We start from the raw sequence: 19,169 nt of genomic DNA, 5'->3' as shown, positions 1-19,169 counted from the left end.
CTCGGGAATGTCGAGGCGGTGGAGACGACCCCGGACGGCAATCGAGACAAGCGTTCGATAACCTTCCCGCCGTGGACAAGCGAAGGCGTTCGATGACCGTGGGAATCGGTGTGGTCACAGTCGCGCTGGTCGGTATCGGCGCCGCGGGCTCGCGGGCCGAGGAGCGCGGCGTGTGTGTCGACCGCTCCAGTGACGTGCGCGTGGCCGACGACCAGTGCGACGACGACAGTGCGACGTCCGGAGGCGGCTACGGGTGGTACTACATCCCCGCAGGCCGACGTGCGCCCGCAGAGGGTCAGGCGGTCGCGGGTCAGGGCTCCTTCGTGACCCCGACCAGCAAGTCGTTCACCAAGGGCGGCGTGTCCGCTGACGGCGGCACCGTGACGCGGGGCGGGTTCTACTCCGGCAAGGGCTCCTTCGGCGGATGAGACGTGTGCAGACGACGGCGCGGCCGGACTGGCTGAGCCGCGTGGAGGAGCAGGGCCTGACGTACGCCGTCGATCGCACCGGCGACGGGAGCGAGGTGCCGTACTGGGACGAGACCGCCTACTACGAGTTCACCGAGGACGACGTCGACTACCTCGAGCGCGTCACGGACGAGCTCCACACGATGGCCATGCAGGCGGCCGCGCGCATGGCGGACGACGCCCAGCTCATCCAGCGGCACAAGCTGCCTCCGGGCGCCGGCGACCTCCTCGCCCGGTCCCTGCGCGACGGCGCGGAGACGTCCATCTACGGCCGGTTCGACCTGGCCTGGGACGGCACCGGCCCCGCCAAGCTGCTCGAGTACAACGCGGACACCCCGGCCGGGCTCGTCGAGGCCGCCGTGTGCCAGTGGATGTGGCTCGAGGACCTGCACCCCGAGCGCGATCAGTGGAACATGCTCCACGAGCACCTGGTCAAGCGGTGGGACGAGTTCCGGCGGACCACGGGAGCCGAGATCGTGCACTTCGCCGTCGGCCAGAACGAGCCGACGGAGGACTGGGCCACGGTCGCGTACCTGCGGGACACCGCGCAGGAGGCCGGCCTCGAGACCGTCGGCATCACGATCGAGAAGATCGGCTGGCACCACGAGCGCCTGACGTTCGTCGACGTCAAGGACCTCGAGATCGCCCACTGCTTCAAGATGTACCCGACCGAGTGGATGCTGGACTCCACGTTCGGCCCGCTCGTGATCGACGGCTCGTCCCGCACGCGGTGGATCGAGCCGCCGTGGAAGCTGCTCCTGGGCTCCAAGGCGCTGCTCCCCGTGATGTGGGAGATGTTCGCGGGCCACGAGAACCTCCTGCCCAGCTACTTCGACGCCCCGTACGCGATGCGCGAGTACGTGACCAAGCCGCTGTTCGGGTGGGAGGGCGACGGCGTCGAGATCCACACCCCGCACGTCCGCGAGGCGGTCGAGGCGACGCACTCGGCCGGCCAGGAGCTCGTCTACCAGAAGTACGTCGAGCTGCCCGACTTCGACGGCAACCACCCGGTGCTGGGCACGTGGGTCATCGGCGGACGCGCGGCCGGGCTCGGTGTGCGCGAGTCGAGCAACCGCATCACCAACACCGAGGCGCGCTTCGTCCCCCACCTCATGTCCACCGCGCGGTCCTCCCCCGAGCAGGTCGCTGCCTGGCTCGCCGAGACCGGGCACACCCTGTGACCGCACGCGTCCCGATCAAACCGCACCACCTAGGAGAACCATGGACCTGCTGAGCTCAGTTGGATACGCGCTGGCCTACGCGGCGATGGGCCTCGCGGTCCTCGGAGTCGGCTATCTCGTGCTCGACCTGCTGACCCCGGGACGGCTCGGGGAGCACATCATGCAGAACGCCTCGGTGAACGCGGCCATCGTCACTGCGGCCGGCATCCTCGGGCTCGGCGGGATCGTCTTCACCGCGATCTGGACCAACGGCGACTCCTCGTTCGGCGCCGCCCTGGGCTGGACCATCGCGTTCGGGCTCGTCGGTGTGGTGATGCAGGCGGCAGCGTTCCGTCTCCTCGACCTCATCACGCCCGACGACCTGTCCAAGATCGTCACGCTGCCCGGCTTCCACCCGGCCTCGCTCGTCGCCGCGGCCACGCAGGTCTCGGTCTCGCTCGTGATCGTGGCCTGCATCGCCTGACATTCGCGAGACGATCCGGGCCGATCTGACATGGTCCAGACATGAGGCTCCTGTCATCGGCCTGTGCCGTCCTCGTTGCTGCCACGCTCGTCGGGTGCGAGACGTCCGGCGGCTCGTCTCCCGGTCCCCCGCGCACTGGAAGCCGGACCGCTGGCGTGACGCCGGACCACGCCGCTGAGCCCTGCCCCGACAAGCTGCCGCAGCCGACTGCATCGACGCAAGGCCCAAACTCGTCCCGCCCGGCCGAGCGCAGGCCGCGGCTGCCTCGGCTGGAAGCCGCCTGGGTGTGCGTGTACGGGGCGTTGACCCCCTCAGGTGACGGAGCAGCTCTCGAGTGGACTCGGCAGCGGCCGCCCGTGCGCGTCCCGCCGGGCCAGCTGCGCCGTTACCAGCGTGACCTGGACCAGCTGGTGCCCGCCGATCGCGAGCGCGCATGCCGGGCAGACCTCGGCCCGCGCTACCTCTTGGTCTACGCGCACGACGCGGGCCTCGCGGGCGTGACCGCCGACGCCTTCGGGTGCGAGGACGTGCGACTCACGGACGATCCCGCTGAGACGGCGCCCGGCGAACGGGGCGCGCCCGGCTCCGTTCCCGGCATCCTGCAGTCCCCCTCCGGGCTCCTGGACGCTCTCGAGGCCACGGCGAATGCGTCCGGCGCCTAGTCGCTCGCGCAGTGCGGGCCTGCACGCGGCCGGCGTGCGACCCCGACCTGCTGGCCGTACGGTCTGGTCATGCGAACGAGTGTGAAGGCCGATGACGCCACTTCCCCCGACCTGGTCCGCAAGATCGAGGCGGCCGACGAGTCCCTGAGGATCAGCTTCTCAGGCATGCCCATCGACGAGGTCGTGCCCGAGGTGGAGCGGTCGCTGAGCGAGCTCGATCTCGACCTCCCGGAGGCCACCGTGCAGGACTGGGCCCAGCACGTCGTGGACCGCGCGGACTACGTCCTCGAGATTCGGTGAGCTGAGCCCGCCACATCTCACGATCCCGGACATCTGGCGGGCTCAAGCCGCCAAATCTTGGTGCCGGCGGGGTCAGCCCCAGCGGGCGTCGTCGACGGCCTGCTCGACGGCGGCGTTGATCGCGGCGCCGATCAGGACCGAGATCGACAGGACGTACAGCCACAGGAGCACCGCGATCGGCGCGGCCAGGGGGCCGTAGATGGACATGCCGCCGGTGGAGAAGCCGAGCGCCCAGCGGACGAAATAGCTGCCGAGGATCCACAGCATGAGCGTGAAGACCGCACCCGGCATACCCACCCGCCACTTCTTCCGCACGGGCACCGCGAGGTGGTACAGCGTCGTGAGGAAGCCGATCGACAGCACCACCACCGCGGGCCAGTAGAACACCCGCAGGAACGACCAGCGGTCCGACAACGCATCGGCCGCGAGCTGGGGACCGGTCAGCACGAGCGGCACCAGCACGATGCCCACCATCAGGGCCGCGACGTACAGCGAGAACGACAGCGCGCGGGTCTTGATGATGCCGCGGTGCCCGCCCAGCCCGTAGATGATCGAGATCGTGTCGAGGAAGACGTTGAGCGCCCGCGACCCCGACCACAGCGCGAGCACGAAGCCGATCGAGATGACGTCGATGCGCCCCCCGCCCAGCACCTCGTCGAGCGTCGGTGCGATGACCTTGTCGACCGTGCTGTCGGTGAGCGCCTTGGACGCGAGGTCGATGATGCGCTCCTTGAGCACGTCGACCTTCGCGACGTCGAAGCGCTCGGCGATGAATCCGATCGTCCCCGCGAGGCCGAACACGAGCGGTGGGAGCGACAGGATCGCGAAGAACGCCGCCTCGGCCGCGAGGCCGGTCACCCGGTAGCGAAAGCAGCTGCTCACCGTCCGCGCGACGAGCTTCTTGACCTCTTCGGGGACGCCCGGTCGGTCTACCGGTTCCACCGCCATGGCTCTACCGTAGCGACATGGATCCCCTGCAGCGCGCACCCTCGAACCAGGCGTCGCCGCTCGTCGGCCACAACGTCGCGACCGGGGACCAGGCGCTCATGGACGCGGTGTCGGCGTTCGGCGGCGAGCACTCCCCCGCGATCGTCGAGGCGCTCACGCCCATCGGGTCCCTGGCCGGATCCGCGGAGGCCCGCGAGCACTGGCACCTCGCCAACGAGAACGAGCCGGTGCTGCGGACGGCTGACCGGTTCGGCACCCGGATCGACGAGGTGGACTTCCACCCCTCGTGGCACTGGCTCATGACGCAGGGCGTCGGGTTCGGCCTCACCGCCGAGCCGTGGGTCTCCCAGAGCCCCGTCGCCCACCTGCAGCGCGCCGCGGGCTTCCTCGCCTGGGGACAGGTCGAGCAGGGCCACATGTGCCCCATCACGATGACGTACGCCGTGGTTCCCGCCCTGCGCGCGGACGACGCTCTGGCGAAGCAGTGGACGACCGGACTGGCCTCCCGCACGTACGACTTCGGCCTCCGGGCTCCCGAGCTCAAGGCCGGCCTCCTCGCGGGGATGGGCATGACCGAGAAGCAGGGCGGCTCCGACCTGCGCACCACCACGACCCAGGCGCGTCCGACCGAGACGCACGGCGAGTACCTGCTGACCGGGCACAAGTGGTTCACCTCCGCACCGATGAACGACCTGTTCCTCGTGCTCGCGCAGGCCCCCGGCGGCGTCAGCTGCTTCGTCGTGCCGCGGGTGCGCCCCGACGGCACCCGCAACGCGTTGTCGATCGTCCGGCTCAAGGACAAGCTCGGCAACCGGTCCAACGCGTCCAGCGAGCTGGAGTTCACCGACGCCTGGGCCGTACGCCTCGGCGACGAGGGCCGCGGCATCCGCACGATCATCGAGATGGTGTCCGCGACCCGTCAGGACTGCATCCTCGGCTCGGCCGGCATCATGCGCAAGGCCGTCTCGGAGGCCGCGTGGCACACGTCAGGCCGTGCAGCGTTCGGTGCGACGCTGGCGGACCAGCCCGCAATGATCAACGTCCTGGCCGATCTCGCGGTCGAGAGCGAGGCCGCGACCATGGTGGCGCTGCGACTGGCCTCGGCGGTCGACAAGCCCCACGACGCCCACGAGCAGGCGCTGCGGCGCATCGGCCTGGCGCTCGAGAAGTTCTGGGTGTGCAAGCGGACCCCGTTCATGGTCGCCGAGGCCCTGGAGTGCCTGGGTGGCAACGGGTACGTCGAGGAGTCCGGCATGCCGCTGCTGTTCCGCGAGTCGCCGCTCAACTCGATCTGGGAGGGCAGCGGCAACGTGCAGGCCCTCGACGTCCTGCGCGCACTGAGCCGTGAGCCGGAGAGCCTCGAGGCCTGGGTCACCGAGGTCGGGACGGTCCGCGGCGAGAACCGTCACCTCGACGCGATGGCCGAGACGGTCCTGACCGAGCTCGCCGACCTGACGGACATCGAGACCCGGGCCCGACGGATCGCAGGACAGATGGCCGCTGTGCTCCAGGGCACGGTGCTGCTGCAGCACGGCGATCCCGACGTGGCCGACGCGTTCTGCGCCTCCCGCCTCGGAGGTGACTGGGGCGGTACGTTCGGCACGCTCCCCCACGGGCTCGCGCTCGCGGGCATCGTCGCCCGCACCACCCCACACCTGGAGTCTTGATGGGCCGTCCCCTCTCGATCGCCGCGCTCACGTCGGCGATCATCACCATCGTGTCCGCGCTCGCCCTGCGCGCCGCCGAGGCCACGCTCGCGGTCGCCGCGGTGGCCGGGGTCGCCGTCCTGCTCACCTGGTACGCCCAGCTGCACGCGACCGAGGACAGCGGCGCCGGCGGCCTCGTGAACCCGGCGTCCGCCGTGGCACTGGCGGTCGTCGGTCGCGGGCCCTGGTCGACCCTGCTGCCGGCCGTCGCCGCACACGCGGTCGGGGCGGTCCTGGGCGGTCTCGTCGCCCTCGCGCTGGACGACCGGCTCGGCGACACCCTGGTCTTCGCCGACCCCGATCTCGTGGTGGCCGGCATCGGGGCCGCCGTCGTCGGGCTCGTCGCCGCCTGGGCCACCCTGAGCATCGACGGCGGCGGGCCCGAGGGCCTCGCCGCGGTGCCGGCCGTCCTCGGCGGGGCGGTCCTGCCCCTCGGGCTGCTCGCGGTCTTCCACCCGGCCGCCGTCATCGGCCTCGCCACCGCCGGGATCGTCCCGTGGGACGCGGCGCTCGTGGCCGCGGGCGCCACCCTCCTGGCCGCCGCGGCCGGCGCGTACGCGGTGTCGGTCCTCGTCCCGGCCGAGTGACGCAGCCCACATACGACAGGGCTTTCCCCCGTGTTCGAAGGAGTGCTGACCAACATGTGGACAACCGTCTCAACCTTCGAGACCAGTGGTTGTCGGGAGAGCGCGGGCTCCCCAGACTGAGGACATGCTTTCGGCACAGACACTCTGGCTCGTGGGACGTCTCCACGTTGACCTCGGTCGTGCCCGCAACATGATGTGTCGCTGATCAACGCGCGACCTCTGCACTGATCTCAGACATCAATCCAGGCGCGCGGCGACCCCGTGACGAGCCTGTCGTGATCGCCGTGTGCCCTGCCCCAAGGGAAGTTCATGGCTACAGCCACCGGCACCAACGCCGCCCGCCGCCCCCGCCCCAAGCGCGGTGAGGGCCAGTGGGCTCTGGGCTACCGCGAGCCGCTCAACGCGAACGAGCAGTCCAAGAAGGACGACAACCCGCTCAACGTCCGCGCTCGCATCGAGAACATCTACGCTCACGGCGGCTTCGACTCGATCGATCCCGGCGACCTGCGGGGCCGGTTCCGCTGGTGGGGCCTCTACACCCAGCGCAAGCAGGGCATCGACGGCGGGAAGACCGCCACCCTCGCTCCCGAGGAGCTGGACGCCGACCGCTTCATGCTGCGCGTGCGCGTCGACGGCGGCCAGCTCGACCTCGAGCAGCTGCGCACGATCGCCGACATCTCGGTCGACTTCGCGCAGGACACCGCCGACCTCACCGATCGCCAGAACGTGCAGTACCACTGGATCGACGTCCGCGACGTGCCGACGATCTGGCAGCGCCTCGAGGCGGTCGGCCTGTCCACCCAGGAGGCGTGCGGCGACTGCCCACGCGTGATCCTGGGATCGCCCGTCGCCGGTATCTCCGCCGACGAGATCATCGACGGCACGTCGGCGATCGACGCGATCGAGAGCACCTTCATCGGTGACCGGAACTTCTCCAACCTCCCCCGCAAGTTCAAGAGCGCGATCAGCGGCCACCCCGACCACGACGTCGTCCCGCAGATCAACGACGTGGCGTTCACGGGCGCGATCCACCCCGAGCACGGTCCGGGCTTCGACGTGTGGGTCGGCGGCGGCCTGTCGACCAACCCGATGCTGGCCCAGCGGCTCGGCGCCTGGGTCTCCCTCGAGGACGTCCCCGAGGTCTGGAAGGGCATCGTCAGCATCTTCCGCGACTACGGCTATCGCCGCCTGCGCACCCGCGCACGGCTGAAGTTCCTCGTGGCGGACTGGGGCATCGAGAAGTTCCGCGAGGTCCTCGAGACCGAGTACCTCGAGCGCCGGCTCCCCGATCTCGACGCCCCCGCGATGCCCGAGACCCCGGCCGACCACGTCGGGGTGTTCCCGCAGACCGACGGGAAGTTCTACGTCGGCGTCGCCGCCACGGTCGGTCGCATCTCCGGCACCCTGCTGAACCAGCTCGCGGACGTCGTCGAGGCACACGGCAGCAATCGCATCCGGACCACCCCGATGCAGAAGCTCGTGGTGCTGGACGTCGAGGAGGACCGGGTCGAGAGCCTGGTCGCCGCGCTGGCCGAGATCGGCCTCCACGCCCGTCCCTCGCAGTGGCGCCGCAACACGATGGCCTGCACGGGCATCGAGTACTGCAAGCTCGCGATCGTCAACACCAAGGACACCGCACGGGTCCTCATCGACGAGCTCGAGCGCCGCGTCCCGGACCTCGACACCGCCATCACGGTCAACGTCAACGGCTGCCCCAACTCGTGCGCCCGCATCCAGACCGCCGACATCGGCCTCAAGGGCATGCTCGTCAACGACGCCGACGGCAACACGGTCGAGGGCTTCCAGGTCCACCTCGGTGGCGCGCTGGGACTGCAGGCCGGCTTCGGCCGCAAGCTGCGCGCGCACAAGGTCGCGGCCGACGACCTGCCCGACTACGTCGAGAAGCTCTCCCGGACGTACCTCGAGCAGCGTGACGTCGAGGAGTCGTTCGCCCGCTGGGTCGCCCGCGCCGACGAGGAGGTCCTTCGATGAGAGGCATCCCCTACCACTGCCCGTACTGCGCCGACGAGAACCTGCGTCCCCATGGCGAGACGCACGGCGAGTGGGAGTGCCGCTCATGTCTGCGCGCATTCCGGCTCGGCTTCATCGGCCAGCTGTCCCCCACCGATCTGACCACCATCGCACCGCCCATCGCACCACCCCCTGGAAGGAGGCAAGCATCATGACCGCACCAGCACTCATTGCTCTTGCGCACGGCAGCACCGATCCGCGTTCTGCCCAGACCATCACAGCCCTCACGGAGATGGTCGCGTGCATGCGTCCCGACCTCCGTGTCCAGCCGGCCTTCCTCGACCACGTGGGCCCCTCGTTCGACGAGGCCGTCGACCAGCTGGTGGCCGAGGGCCACCAGGAGATCGTGGTCGTCCCGCTGCTGCTGAGCGTCGCGTTCCACGCCAATGTCGACGTCCCGCGTGCCGTGGCGGGTGCACTTGCCCGGCACGACGGCATCAAGGTGCACGCCACGGGCGTGCTCGGCATCGAGGCCGCGTTCTTCCACGTCCTCGACAAGCGGCTGCGCGAGGCCCTGTCCAAGAACCGCGTGCGTGAGCTCGACGCCCTGGTGCTGGCCGGCGCCGGCTCGTCCGACCCGATCGCCAACGCGGCGATCTCGCGGGCGGCCCGGGCGTGGGGCTCCCACCACAAGCTGCCGACGATCGCGGCGTTCGCGTCGAGCGTCCCGCCGGCAGCCGGCGAGGCCGTCCGTCAGCACCGCGCCGACGGTCGACGTCACATCGCCGTCGGTCAGCTGTTCCTCGCTCCGGGTGTGCTGCCCGACCGGGTGACCGAGCTGGCGTACGAGGCCGGCGCCGTCGCCGTCGCCGAGCCACTGGGCGTCGACGTCGAGGTGGCCCGGGTCATCCTCGCGCGCTACGCGGTCGGTGCGGTCGACCTCGTCCCGCTGGAGGCGCTCTTCGCCTGACCTGCCGGGCCGGCCGGGGCGCTCCCCGGCCGGCTCGCGCACGTCCTACGTTGGGTGGGTGAGTTCCAGGCCCAGCCGCGAGTCCGTGGTGTCGTGGACGATCCTCGCGGCGCTGGTGGCCGGGATCTCAACGGTCCTCGGCCTCCTCGGCTTCCCCTCGGCCGTGCTGTTCGGGGGCCTCGCCGGCGGACTGGCGTTCTCCCTCAGCACGGGGCGGACCGTCGACGTCCCGGGCTGGTCGTTCACGATCGCCCAGGCGATCATCGGCGTCACGGTCGGCGCGGCCGTCGACTTCCAGACGCTCGCCGACCTCGGGAGCGACTGGCCCGCAGTGATCGTGATCTCGGTGGTCACGCTGGTGCTGAGCGTCGTGGCCGGTCAGCTGCTGCGGCTGCACCGCGGGGTCAGCCCCGTCACGGCCTCGTTCGCGTCGGTCGCGGGTGGCGCCTCCGGCATGACCGCGGTGGCGCACGACCTCGGCGCGGACGACCGCGTGGTCACGGTCATCCAGTACCTTCGCGTCCTCGTGGTGCTGCTGGCCATGCCCGCCGCCGTGTCCGTGGTGTTCCATGCCGACACCGGGACCGCCGCGGGGGTGACCGCGCCGGCCACGTCGGCCGCCGGCGTCGCGTACTCGGTGCTGGCCGTCGCCCTGGGCATCGGCGTCGGTCGGGCGCTCCACCTGCCTTCCCCCGCGGTGCTCGGCGCCCTGCTGGCCTCGATCGCCCTCGGCGCGGTGCCTGCGTTCGCCGACGTCGACGTCCCGCCCTGGGTGCAGGCCGCCGGCTTCGTGCTCATCGGGCTGCAGGTCGGGCTGCGGTTCACCCTCGACAGCCTCCGGGCGATCGGCCGGATGATCCCGACCGCGCTGCTCGTCATCGCGATCATCATCGGCGCGTGCGCCGCATTCGGCGTCCTCCTCGCCCGGCTCACCGGCGTGTCCGAGCTCGACGCCTACCTCGCGACCACGCCCGGCGGGCTGTACGCGGTGCTGGCAACGTCCGCGGACACCGGGGGCAACGTCACGTTCGTGACGGCCGTGCAGATCATCCGGCTCCTGCTGGTGCTGCTGGCCGCTCCGCTGCTGGGTCGGTGGCTGACCCGCCGCAGCGGCTAGCTACATCGCGGCCAGCCGCTTCTTCTCGGCCTCGACGTCGAAGTCAGGCGCCGGCCACTCGAGCTCCAGCGCGCGCAGCTGCTCGAGCAGCAGGGTCGCCACGGCCCAGTTGCGGTACCACTTGCCGCCGCTCGGCACGAGGTGCCACGGCGCCGCCTCACCGCAGCGCTCGATCGCGATCGCGTACGCCTCCTGGTACCCGTCCCAGAGCTCGCGCTCGTCCAGGTCGCCCGGGTTGTACTTCCAGTACTTGGTCGGGTCGTCGAGGCGCGCGGCCAGACGCTCCTTCTGGTCGTCCTTGGTGATGTGCAGGAAGCACTTGACCAGCACGCCCCCGGAGTCGGTGAACTCCTGCTCGAACGCGTTGATCGCGTCGTAGCGCCGCTCGATCTCCTCGGGCGGCGCGAGCTCGCGGACCCGGCCGATCAGGACGTCCTCGTAGTACGAGCGGTCGAAGATGCCGATCATCCCGGGCTCCGGCAGCGCCTTGCGCACCCGCCACAAGAAGTCGTGCCGGAGCTCGGCCCGAGTCGGCTTCTTGAACGACGTGATCGACAGACCCTGGGGATCGGCGAGTCCCGCGACGTGGCGGACGATCCCGCCCTTGCCGGCGGTGTCCATGCCCTGCAGGACCACCAGCAGGCGCGTCGTACCGGCCCCGGTGCGTCCGAGCGCGAACAGCCTCTCCTGCAGATCGCTGAGCTCGTCGCCGAGATCCTTCAGCGCCAGCTTGGCGTCGGCCTTCTTGCCGTCGAAGCCGGGCGTCGCGCGCGAGTCGTACGCCGACAGGTCGATCGCGCCGGACACGGACAGCTGGTACGACAAGGACGTGGGCATGTGGGCAGTATGGTCGCGGACCGGACGGTGCACCACAGGAGTGATCGGACCGGTACCTGAGGGCCGCTAGGCGGTACCTCAGGTGGATCCGAAAGGACAGGCTTTTTTCTACCGTTGCGCGTGAAGAGCCTCGCCCCGCCGTCCCGAGGAGCATCGGATGCCCACCACGCGACCCCTTGGTGTCGCCGTGATCAGCGGCGGGCGCGGCAAGGACGACCCGGCCGGTCTGGCCTCGGCCGCGTCCGTGGCCCGCTCACTGGCCGCCGGTCGCTTCGTCGTCACCCGTCTCATCATCGCGCCGGACGGCATCTGGCACGAGGGCGCGGAGCCGCTCAGCTACACGCCCGCCCGCAGCCTGTCCGCCGCGATCGGCGTCCTCGCCCGGTGCGACGTGGCCTTCCTGTCGGTTCACGGACGGCCCGGGGGCAACGGCGCCGTGGCTGCCCTCTGCACGCTCTCCGGCGTGCCCTTCGTCGGCAGCGACCTGCACGCCACCGCTCTGGCGGCCGACCGGGTCGTCACGAAGCTCGTGGCCTCCTCAGTCGGCATCACGACGCCCTCGGGTGCGATCGTCACGTCCGCAACCGTCCAGTCGGTCCGGTGGAACGGGCCCGTTGCCGTGAAACCGGTCACGAGAGGACGTGGCCGACGAACGGCGCTCGTCCGGGACGCCGCTGGGCTGCAGCATGCCCTCGACACCGCGCTGATGGCCGACGACAGGATCCTCGTGGAGGAGATCGTGGTCGGCCGAGAGGTTCACGTCGGCGTGCTTGGGCGGCCCGACGGCGAGCGTCTGGTCGGCGAGCTGATGGAGGTCACGTCCTCACCTGCCCTGATGGCCGAGAGCGAGACAACGGACGGGTCGGCCGGCATCCGTGTCCCCGCGCAGGTGAACGACGTGGAACGCAAGGGGCTCGTCGAGGCAGCGCTCACGATGTTCGGCGCCATCGGGTGCTCGGGCGTTGCTTGCTTCGCCTTCTTCCTGACGGCTGAGGCAGTCGTGCTCAACGAGATCACCACCACGCCCGGCCTGACAGAGCTGTCCGAGATACCTCGTATGTTCGCCGCCGCCGGCATGCCGTACCCCGCCCTCCTGGCCGAGCTCGTCCGTGCCGCCGAACAGGCCGGGCGGTGACATCTGGTCGCCAGCGTGCCATTCTCAGAGCCGTGCCGTTCGGAGCCGTCGTCTCGAGGATGAACCTCAGCGTGACCTCGCATCCGGTCTTCCGCATATCGTGGCTGCCTGCTCTGGTCAGCCTCCCCGTGGCGGCGCTCGGTTGGTTCGACCTGAAGCTGCGGTACAGCGGCTGGTCGGACGTCCCAGCGGGCGCGTGGGCCGGGATGCTCGGGTGTACGGTCGCCGCGGCGCTGTTGTTCCGTGCCCCGGGTGCTGCCTTGCTGACAGCGTGGCTGGCCAACCTCGCCATGATGACGGCCTCCGTCCACCTGACCTCAGCTCACCTCGTTGCTCTGCTCGTCAGTTTTGGCGCCGCTCGCTACGGCAACGCACTCGTCGTGTGGCTCAGCGGGCTCTCGATCGCGCTGGAGGCTGGCGTCGAGGTGCTGATCTTCCACCAGGACGGCGATCCCCTCGACGTACTACGGGTCGGTGACCGCGCCGGGTCCGTCGCCCACGGCGCGACGTCCGACGTACTCGCCCCCCTTGCCGTCGCCGTGGTCACCCTTTCGACACCCTGGCTGATCGGGCTTCTCCTGCGCAGCCACGACGCCAACGAGCGGTCGCGGATCGACAGGGACGTCGCGGAGGCGAGGCAGCACGAGGCCGAGGCTCGGCTCGCCCACGCCACCGAGGTCGCGGACCTGCGGGCGGCGCAGACGCAAATGGCCAATGAGGTCCACGACGTGGTGGGGCACTCGCTCGCGGTGATCCTCGCGCAGGCGGAGTCGGCCCGTTTCCTCGACGACGACCAGCCCGACCGAATTCGCGAGATTCTCCAGCATGTCGCCTCCGCGGCCCGCCTGTCCCTGCAGGACATCCACGCCGTCCTGCGGGCGGGCGGTTCCGATGCCGGGCCCGCCTCCGTGAGGGTCGAGGACCTCATCGACGGACTCAGAAAAGCCGGCAGGGACATCCGTGTCAGCGTCGTCGGAATGCCGCAGCCCCTTCCCCACGATGTGGAATTCGTCGCATTCCGTGTGCTTCAGGAGATGTTGACCAACGCGTTGCGGCACGGGCTGCTGGACGCGCCGCTGTGGGTGGCACAGCGCTGGGAGAATGACCTGCAGCTCGAGGTGCGCAACGTCGTCCGTCCGCCCTGTGAGCACCGCCCCGGGGGCGGCCACGGCGTGGCGGGCATGCGCCGCAGGGTCGAATCCGTCGGTGGCCGGCTGGCGGTCGAGACGCACGATCATGCCACCGGCGCCATGTTCATCGCCACCGCGAGCATCCCACTTCGCGTACCGTGACGGCATGACCAGCTCGATCCGCGTCGTCCTGGCGGACGACCAGGACCTGTTCCGCGCCGGGATCGCTGCCATCGTCGACGCGCAGCCGGACATGGAGGTCGTCGGGCAGGCGGCCGACGGTGCCGAGGCGGTGCTGCTGGTCGATGAGCAGTCACCGGACATCGTCCTCATGGACAACCGGATGCCCCACACGGACGGAGTGGAGGCCACCCAGTTGATCTTCTCGCCGGATCGAGTCAGCCATCGCGACAGGATCGTCCGCGTCGTCATCCTGACGACGTTCAACCTCGATGAGCGTGCTGCCACGGCGATCCGGCACGGTGCGAGCGGCTTCCTGCTCAAGTACGTCACCCCGGAGATGCTGTGCCAGGCCATTCGCACGGTCCATGCGGGCAATGCGGTGCTCTCCCCCACAGACCTCACGACGCTGATGTCGGCGACCTTCGCGGAGCCGCGTGTGCTCCCCGATGGATACCACGAGCTCACCGATCGGGAGCGCGAGGTGTTCGACGCCGTGGCCCGTGGCCTCAGCAATGCCGAGATCGCGGAGGAGATCTTGTCGAGTGAGTCAACTGTGAAGACGCACGTTGGCGGGATCCTGCGCAAGCTCGGCCTGCGTGACCGCGTACAGATCGTGGTCTACTCCCACGAGCACGGAATAACCAGCACCGTCTGAGCGAACATCGCCCTAGGGTGGACCCGTGAGCTTCGACGACGACGAGATCCGCCGGTTGTACGCGTATCCCTCGTCCGACCGGCCGTGGGTGCGCAGCAACTTCGTGGCCACCCTCGACGGCGCCGCCCACGACGCCGGTGGTCGCTCGGGCCCGCTCGGCGGGGACGCCGACACACACGTGTTCCACGTCCTGCGCTCCCTCGCGGACGTGGTCGTGGTCGGCGCCGGCACCGCCCGCGCGGAGGGCTACGGCCCGTCCTCGGTCCCGATCGCCGTGGTGAGCCGCAGCCTCGACGTGCCCGACGCGCTCGTCGTACCCGGGCAGATCGTCATCACCACCGCGGACGCCCCCGCCGACGCCCTCGCCCGGCTTCGGGAGACCGTCGACGTCATCACGCTGGGCGAGGGCGAGATCGACTGGCCCGCCGTCCTGGCCGAGCTCGGCTCACGTGGGCTTCGTCGCGTCCTGTGCGAGGGCGGTCCCACGCTGCACGGCGACCTCGTCGGTCTGGACCTCGTCGACGAGGTCTGCCTGACAATCGCGCCCGTGCTGGCCGCCGGCGACGCGCCCCGCATCGCCCACGGCCCGCACGCCGTCGACCGCGCCATGACACTCGGGCACGCGGTCGAGCTCGACGGCGTCCTGTTCACCCGATGGGTGCGCGAGCGCACCTAGACCGCACGTACTCTGGCACCAACGAAGGGACATCGCACATGTACGACGTGGCACTGCTCATCGAACGCCAGCTCAACGATCTCGACGCCGACCAGATCATTGCGCTCCACGAGGGGCTCGACGACACCGTCCGCTACCACCTGCTCCTGCCGGTCGAGAACGACGCAGCCGTGCTCGCGTCCTCGATGGGTGCCCTCGGCGGCCAGGTCGTGCCGTACACCGAGCCCGACGCGATCGACGCGGTCGAGAAGCAGATCGTCCGCGCGGGACAGGACGAGCTCGACACGAGCGCAGCACTGCTCGTCGAGCGCGGCCAGCAGGTCACCGCGACCCTGACCGAGGACGACCCGGTCGACGCGCTGCTGGAGCTCGTGAAGCAGACCGGCTCCTCCGAGGCGATCATCTTGACCGAGCCCCACGTCGTGAAGGAGTTCCTGCACATCGACTGGACGTCGCGGGCGCAGCGCAAGCTGGACGTCCCGAGCGTCCGCCTGCTCGAGCACGTGCCTTTCGACGCCCAGCGCTGAGCTCGTCCGGCTGGCCCGCCGACGTACGCTTGGGGGCATGACCCAGCAGAGCGACAAGACGTACGCCGTCGACAAGACCGACGAGCAGTGGAAGGCCGAGCTCAGCCCGGAGGAGTACCAGGTCCTGCGCAAGGCGGGCACCGAGCGTCCCTTCACGTCCTCCTACGAGACCGACCCGACCGTCGGCGTGTACGCGTGCCGCGCTTGTGGGACCGAGCTGTTCCGCAGCGAGACCAAGTTCGACGCCCACTGCGGCTGGCCGGCGTTCTACGCGCCGCTGGCCGAGGACCGGGTCGAGTACATCGAGGACCGCTCGCTGTTCGGTGGCGTCCGCACCGAGGTGCGCTGCGCGACCTGCGGCTCACACCTCGGACACGTCTTCGAGGGCGAGGGCTTCGCGACCCCCACCGATCAGCGCTACTGCATCAACGGCATCAGCCTGACGCTCCAGCCCGACGCCAAGTAGTCCGCGAAAGACCGATCTTTCGGCGTTTGCGCCGCCCTGGCGACGCAAACGCCGAAAGATCGGTGTCCCGTCAGGGCCAGAGCTCGGTGAGCTCGGCGACGGTGTGCGCCTTGCCGGTGTAGAACGGGATCTCCTCGCGGACGTGCCGGCGGGCCTCGGTCGCCCGCAGCTCGCGCATGAGGTCGACGATGCGGTGCAGCTCGTCGGCCTCGAAGGCCAGCATCCACTCGTAGTCGCCGAGGGCGAATGACGCCACGGTGTTGGCGCGCACGTCCGGGTAGTCACGGGCGGCCATGCCGTGCTCCTTGAGGATCGCGCGGCGCTCGTCCTCGGGCAGCAGGTACCACTCGTACGACCGCACGAACGGGTACACACAGACGTACGACCGCACCTGCTCCTCGGCCATGAACGCCGGGATGTGCGAGCGGTTGAACTCCGCGGGACGGTGCAGTGCCATCTGCGACCACACGGGCGCCATGCGCGAGCCGAGGGCCGTGCGGCGGAAGGCGTTGTACGCCGCCTGCAGGGACTCGCTGGTCGGCGCGTGCCACCAGATCATCAGGTCGGCGTCGGCGCGGAGGCCGCTCACGTCGTACGTGCCACGGACCACCACGTCGTCGGCGGCGAGCTTGGTGATGAGCGCATCGACCTCGGCGGCCTCGGCCTGGCGGTCGGCGTCGCCGAGCACGCGGTCCAGGCGGAACACCGACCACATCGTGTAACGGATGGTCTCGTTGATGTCCTTGGCGAGCTTGCCCTTGTTGGGGATAGGCGCAGCAGCAGTCATGACTCCATTGTCCCAGCGTCGAGCAAGCGCCGCGCAGCCGCCCGGCCCGATGCGATGACCGCCGGGATGCCGACCCCCCGGTACGCCGCGCCGCAGACCTCCAGGCCGGCCACCTCGGCCACCGAGCGCTCGATCGTCTCGACCCGGTCGAGGTGCCCCACGTCGTACTGCGGCAGTGCCCCGCCCCAGCGCTGCACGGCCTGGTCCGCGGGCTCGGGCAGCGATCCGAGGGCCTGCCGCAGATCGGCGAGGGCACGGGCGGCGAGCTCCGCGTCGTCGTGCTGCAGCAGCGTGGACTCCCCTGCGCGTCCCACCGAGGCCCGGATGACCGTACGGCCCGAGTCGCCGAGCCAGCCCCACTTGTTGGACGAGACCGTGGCCGCCTTGATGAACGTGCCGTCCACGGGCGGGACCAGGAATCCGGAGCCCTCCGGGACGTCGGCGTCGTCCAGCACGAAGGTCACGATCGCCATGCTGGCGTAGTCGATCGCCGCGAGTGCGAACGCTGCCGCCGGCACCTCGACCGCGAGCAGGCGCGCGGCAGCCGGGGCCGGCGCGGCGACCACGACGGCGTCCGCGTGCACCGACTCGACGTCCGTGGTCGGACCGACGGACAGCCGCCAGCCGTCGCCCGTACGCGCGACGGCGCGCACCGTCGCGTCGAGGCGGACCTCGATGCCGGGGGTCGCGGCGACCGCAGCGGGAAGCTGTCCGATGCCACCGACGAGCCCCGCGAAGACCGGCCCGGTGCGCGTCGCGGCGGCCCGGTTGGCCGCGGCGGCGGCGATCAGGTCCTCGCCGAGATCCGCGATCTGGGGCGTCGTGGCACGCAGCGACAGGTGCTCGGTGCTGCCGGCGTACACGCCGCCGAGCAGCGGCTCCACCAGACGGTCGAGCACGTCGCGGCCGAGCCGCTCGGAGACGAACTCCGCGACCGAGACGTCGTGATCGGGTGCCGGCAGGATCCGTGGCGTGGGCATCTCCGCGATGCCCGAGGCGGCCAGCGCAGCCGGGTCGGCCGGGATGCCCATGACCGTCGGCGGCATGGGACGCAGGGCGCCGTGCGTCCAGATCGCCGCGGTGGTGGTCGCGGGGTGGACGACCCGGTCGTCGAGGCCGATCGCGTGGATCAGGTCGAGCCCCTCCGGACGGCGGGCGAGGATCGACTCCGCGCCGAGGTCGACCGTGAGCCCGCCGACGTCGCCGAGACGCAGCTTGCCGCCGAGCCGGTCCGAGCCCTCCAGCACGACGACCTCGGCCCCTGCGGACGCGAGCTCGTACGCGGCGGCCAGTCCGGCCATTCCTCCACCGACGACGGCGACCCTCACTGCCTACGCCGTCTCGTAGCCGTGGACGAAGTCGACCAGGCGCGCCAGCGCGTCGGGGTCCGTGGCCGGCAGCACGCCGTGGCCGAGGTTGAACACGTGTCCCTCAGCCGCACGACCCGCCTCGAGGACCTCGGCCGCACGCGCCTGCATGAACTCCGTCGGGGCGAAGACGACGGTCGGGTCGAGATTGCCCTGCACCGCCTTGCCCGGACCGATGCGACGCACGGCCTCGTCGAGCGGGACGCGCCAGTCGACGCCCACGACGTCCGCCCCGGCGTCGCCCATCGAGTGCAGCAGCTCGCCGGTGCCGACGCCGAAGTGGATGCGCGGCACGTCGAGATCGGCCACGGACGCGAGCACGGCCGCCGAGTGCGGCTTGACGTACGCCTCGTAGTCCGCGAGCGACAGCGCACCGGCCCACGAGTCGAACAGCTGGATGGCGGACGCGCCGGCCTCGACCTGCGCCCGCAGGAACTGCCCGGCGATCGCGGCCATGCGCCCGAGCAGCGCATGCCACAAATCGGGCTCGGAGTACATGAGCTGCTTGGTCAGGCGGTGGTCGCGGGACGGACCGCCCTCGACGAGGTAGGACGCGAGGGTGAACGGTGCGCCCGCGAAGCCGATCAGCGGGGTCGCGCCGAGCTCGCCGACCAGTGCCGTGACGGCGTCGGTGATCGGCGCGATGTCGTCGGGCTCGATGTCACGGAACTGCTCGAGCTGCGCGTGCGAGCGGATCGGCTCCGCCACGACCGGGCCCGTGCCGGGGACGATGTCCAGGTCGACCCCGATGGCCTTGAGGGGGACCACGATGTCGGAGAAGAAGATCGCCGCGTCGACGCCGTAGCGGCGGACCGGCTGCATCGTGATCTCGACGACCATGTCGGTGCGGAAGCAGGAGTCCAGCATCGTCGTGCCCTCGCGGATCGCGAGGTACTCCGGCAGGGAACGGCCGGCCTGGCGCATGAACCAGACCGGGGTGTGGGCGGGGCGCTCGCCGCGGCAGGCCTGCAGGAACGCGCTGTCGGTCAGGGTTGGGGTGCTCACCGATTCAGTCTCTCAGGTCGTGCGGAGTG

Annotated in this window: 21 protein-coding genes; 16 read left to right on the top strand and 5 right to left on the bottom strand. The window is 70.6% G+C overall.

Annotated features, from left to right (window positions below; genetic code table 11):
- Nucleotides 1–92 precede the first annotated feature (92 nt).
- The 5 genes from GEV27_RS08110 (at nucleotide 93) to GEV27_RS08090 (ending at nucleotide 3,073) form a co-directional block, all read left to right on the top strand.
- On the top strand, nucleotides 93–428 hold the full coding sequence (locus GEV27_RS08110) for a hypothetical protein (RefSeq protein WP_153933865.1): 336 nt from the start codon (nucleotides 93–95) through the stop codon (nucleotides 426–428).
- Nucleotides 425–1,648 carry a glutathionylspermidine synthase family protein gene (locus tag GEV27_RS08105; RefSeq protein WP_153933864.1) on the top strand — a complete coding sequence of 408 codons (1,224 nt, stop codon included), beginning with the start codon at nucleotides 425–427 and terminating at the stop codon, nucleotides 1,646–1,648. Before GEV27_RS08110 ends, GEV27_RS08105 begins: the two co-directional genes overlap by 4 nt.
- Before the next feature lie 40 nt (nucleotides 1,649–1,688).
- The gene (locus GEV27_RS08100) at nucleotides 1,689–2,111 is read left to right on the top strand and encodes a DUF350 domain-containing protein (RefSeq protein WP_153653012.1); all 423 of its coding nucleotides are present in this window, start codon (nucleotides 1,689–1,691) and stop codon (nucleotides 2,109–2,111) included.
- 356 nt (nucleotides 2,112–2,467) lie between these two features.
- Complete coding sequence (locus GEV27_RS08095; protein ID WP_153933863.1) at nucleotides 2,468–2,773, top strand: hypothetical protein; 306 nt, start codon at nucleotides 2,468–2,470, stop codon at nucleotides 2,771–2,773.
- A 69-nt stretch (nucleotides 2,774–2,842) separates the two neighbouring features.
- Entirely contained in the window at nucleotides 2,843–3,073 is a 231-nt protein-coding gene (locus tag GEV27_RS08090) for a hypothetical protein (protein WP_153933862.1), read from the top strand.
- Nucleotides 3,074–3,145: 72 nt separating this feature from the next.
- Here the strand turns inward: GEV27_RS08090 and GEV27_RS08085 are convergent, their stop codons facing one another.
- On the bottom strand, nucleotides 3,146–4,021 hold the full coding sequence (locus GEV27_RS08085; protein ID WP_153933861.1) for a YihY/virulence factor BrkB family protein: 876 nt from the start codon (nucleotides 4,019–4,021) through the stop codon (nucleotides 3,146–3,148).
- A gap of 17 nt (nucleotides 4,022–4,038) precedes the next feature.
- Between GEV27_RS08085 and GEV27_RS08080 the strand changes: the two genes are divergently transcribed.
- The 5 genes from GEV27_RS08080 (at nucleotide 4,039) to GEV27_RS08060 (ending at nucleotide 10,372) form a co-directional block, all read left to right on the top strand.
- Nucleotides 4,039–5,688 carry an acyl-CoA dehydrogenase family protein gene (locus tag GEV27_RS08080; protein WP_153933860.1) on the top strand — a complete coding sequence of 550 codons (1,650 nt, stop codon included), beginning with the start codon at nucleotides 4,039–4,041 and terminating at the stop codon, nucleotides 5,686–5,688.
- On the top strand, nucleotides 5,688–6,314 hold the full coding sequence (locus GEV27_RS08075) for a hypothetical protein (protein ID WP_153910754.1): 627 nt from the start codon (nucleotides 5,688–5,690) through the stop codon (nucleotides 6,312–6,314). The genes GEV27_RS08080 and GEV27_RS08075 overlap by 1 nt, the downstream gene beginning before the upstream one ends.
- Before the next feature lie 309 nt (nucleotides 6,315–6,623).
- Nucleotides 6,624–8,306, top strand: a complete 1,683-nt coding sequence (locus GEV27_RS08070) for a nitrite/sulfite reductase (protein ID WP_153933859.1) — start codon at nucleotides 6,624–6,626, stop codon at nucleotides 8,304–8,306.
- A 190-nt stretch (nucleotides 8,307–8,496) separates the two neighbouring features.
- Nucleotides 8,497–9,255: a sirohydrochlorin chelatase gene (locus GEV27_RS08065; protein ID WP_153653019.1), complete on the top strand. Its 759-nt coding sequence runs from the start codon at nucleotides 8,497–8,499 to the stop codon at nucleotides 9,253–9,255.
- A gap of 58 nt (nucleotides 9,256–9,313) precedes the next feature.
- On the top strand, nucleotides 9,314–10,372 hold the full coding sequence (locus tag GEV27_RS08060) for an AbrB family transcriptional regulator (RefSeq protein ID WP_309222108.1): 1,059 nt from the start codon (nucleotides 9,314–9,316) through the stop codon (nucleotides 10,370–10,372).
- Here the strand turns inward: GEV27_RS08060 and GEV27_RS08055 are convergent, their stop codons facing one another.
- Entirely contained in the window at nucleotides 10,373–11,209 is an 837-nt protein-coding gene (locus GEV27_RS08055) for a PPK2 family polyphosphate kinase (RefSeq protein ID WP_153933858.1), read from the bottom strand.
- Nucleotides 11,210–11,366: 157 nt separating this feature from the next.
- On the opposite strand from GEV27_RS08055, the gene GEV27_RS08050 reads away from it, so the two are divergent.
- Genes GEV27_RS08050 through msrB form a run of 6 tightly spaced genes read left to right on the top strand, consistent with a single transcriptional unit; the run spans nucleotide 11,367 to nucleotide 15,981 of the window.
- The gene (locus GEV27_RS08050) at nucleotides 11,367–12,344 is read left to right on the top strand and encodes a D-alanine--D-alanine ligase (protein WP_153933857.1); all 978 of its coding nucleotides are present in this window, start codon (nucleotides 11,367–11,369) and stop codon (nucleotides 12,342–12,344) included.
- A gap of 59 nt (nucleotides 12,345–12,403) precedes the next feature.
- On the top strand, nucleotides 12,404–13,636 hold the full coding sequence (locus GEV27_RS08045) for a sensor histidine kinase (RefSeq protein WP_153933856.1): 1,233 nt from the start codon (nucleotides 12,404–12,406) through the stop codon (nucleotides 13,634–13,636).
- A gap of 4 nt (nucleotides 13,637–13,640) precedes the next feature.
- Nucleotides 13,641–14,312: a response regulator transcription factor gene (locus GEV27_RS08040; protein WP_153933855.1), complete on the top strand. Its 672-nt coding sequence runs from the start codon at nucleotides 13,641–13,643 to the stop codon at nucleotides 14,310–14,312.
- A gap of 25 nt (nucleotides 14,313–14,337) precedes the next feature.
- A complete protein-coding gene (locus GEV27_RS08035) occupies nucleotides 14,338–14,988 on the top strand; it encodes a pyrimidine reductase family protein (protein ID WP_309222107.1) in 651 nt (216 codons plus the stop codon).
- A gap of 38 nt (nucleotides 14,989–15,026) precedes the next feature.
- Entirely contained in the window at nucleotides 15,027–15,515 is a 489-nt protein-coding gene (locus tag GEV27_RS08030; protein WP_153910750.1) for a hypothetical protein, read from the top strand.
- 37 nt (nucleotides 15,516–15,552) lie between these two features.
- Nucleotides 15,553–15,981 (top strand): peptide-methionine (R)-S-oxide reductase MsrB, encoded by a 429-nt coding sequence (msrB, locus tag GEV27_RS08025; RefSeq protein ID WP_153653023.1) that lies wholly within the window; start codon nucleotides 15,553–15,555, stop codon nucleotides 15,979–15,981.
- Nucleotides 15,982–16,051: 70 nt separating this feature from the next.
- Here the strand turns inward: msrB and hemQ are convergent, their stop codons facing one another.
- The 3 genes from hemQ to hemE are packed head-to-tail and all read right to left on the bottom strand — an operon-like array spanning nucleotide 16,052 to nucleotide 19,140.
- The gene (gene hemQ / locus GEV27_RS08020) at nucleotides 16,052–16,768 is read right to left on the bottom strand and encodes a hydrogen peroxide-dependent heme synthase (RefSeq protein WP_153933854.1); all 717 of its coding nucleotides are present in this window, start codon (nucleotides 16,766–16,768) and stop codon (nucleotides 16,052–16,054) included.
- Nucleotides 16,765–18,096, bottom strand: a complete 1,332-nt coding sequence (hemG, locus tag GEV27_RS08015; RefSeq protein ID WP_309222106.1) for a protoporphyrinogen oxidase — start codon at nucleotides 18,094–18,096, stop codon at nucleotides 16,765–16,767. Before hemG ends, hemQ begins: the two co-directional genes overlap by 4 nt.
- Nucleotides 18,097–18,099: 3 nt before the next feature.
- Nucleotides 18,100–19,140 carry a uroporphyrinogen decarboxylase gene (hemE, locus tag GEV27_RS08010; RefSeq protein ID WP_309222105.1) on the bottom strand — a complete coding sequence of 347 codons (1,041 nt, stop codon included), beginning with the start codon at nucleotides 19,138–19,140 and terminating at the stop codon, nucleotides 18,100–18,102.
- Between the last annotated feature and the right edge of the window lie 29 nt (nucleotides 19,141–19,169).

Origin of the sequence: Aeromicrobium sp. S22, from assembly GCF_009661045.1 — a bacterium.
GTDB classification, from domain to species: Bacteria; Actinomycetota; Actinomycetes; order Propionibacteriales; family Nocardioidaceae; genus Aeromicrobium; species Aeromicrobium yanjiei.
The sequence above is the reverse complement of the archived record's forward strand: the minus strand, read 5'-3'. Positions and strand labels throughout refer to the sequence as shown.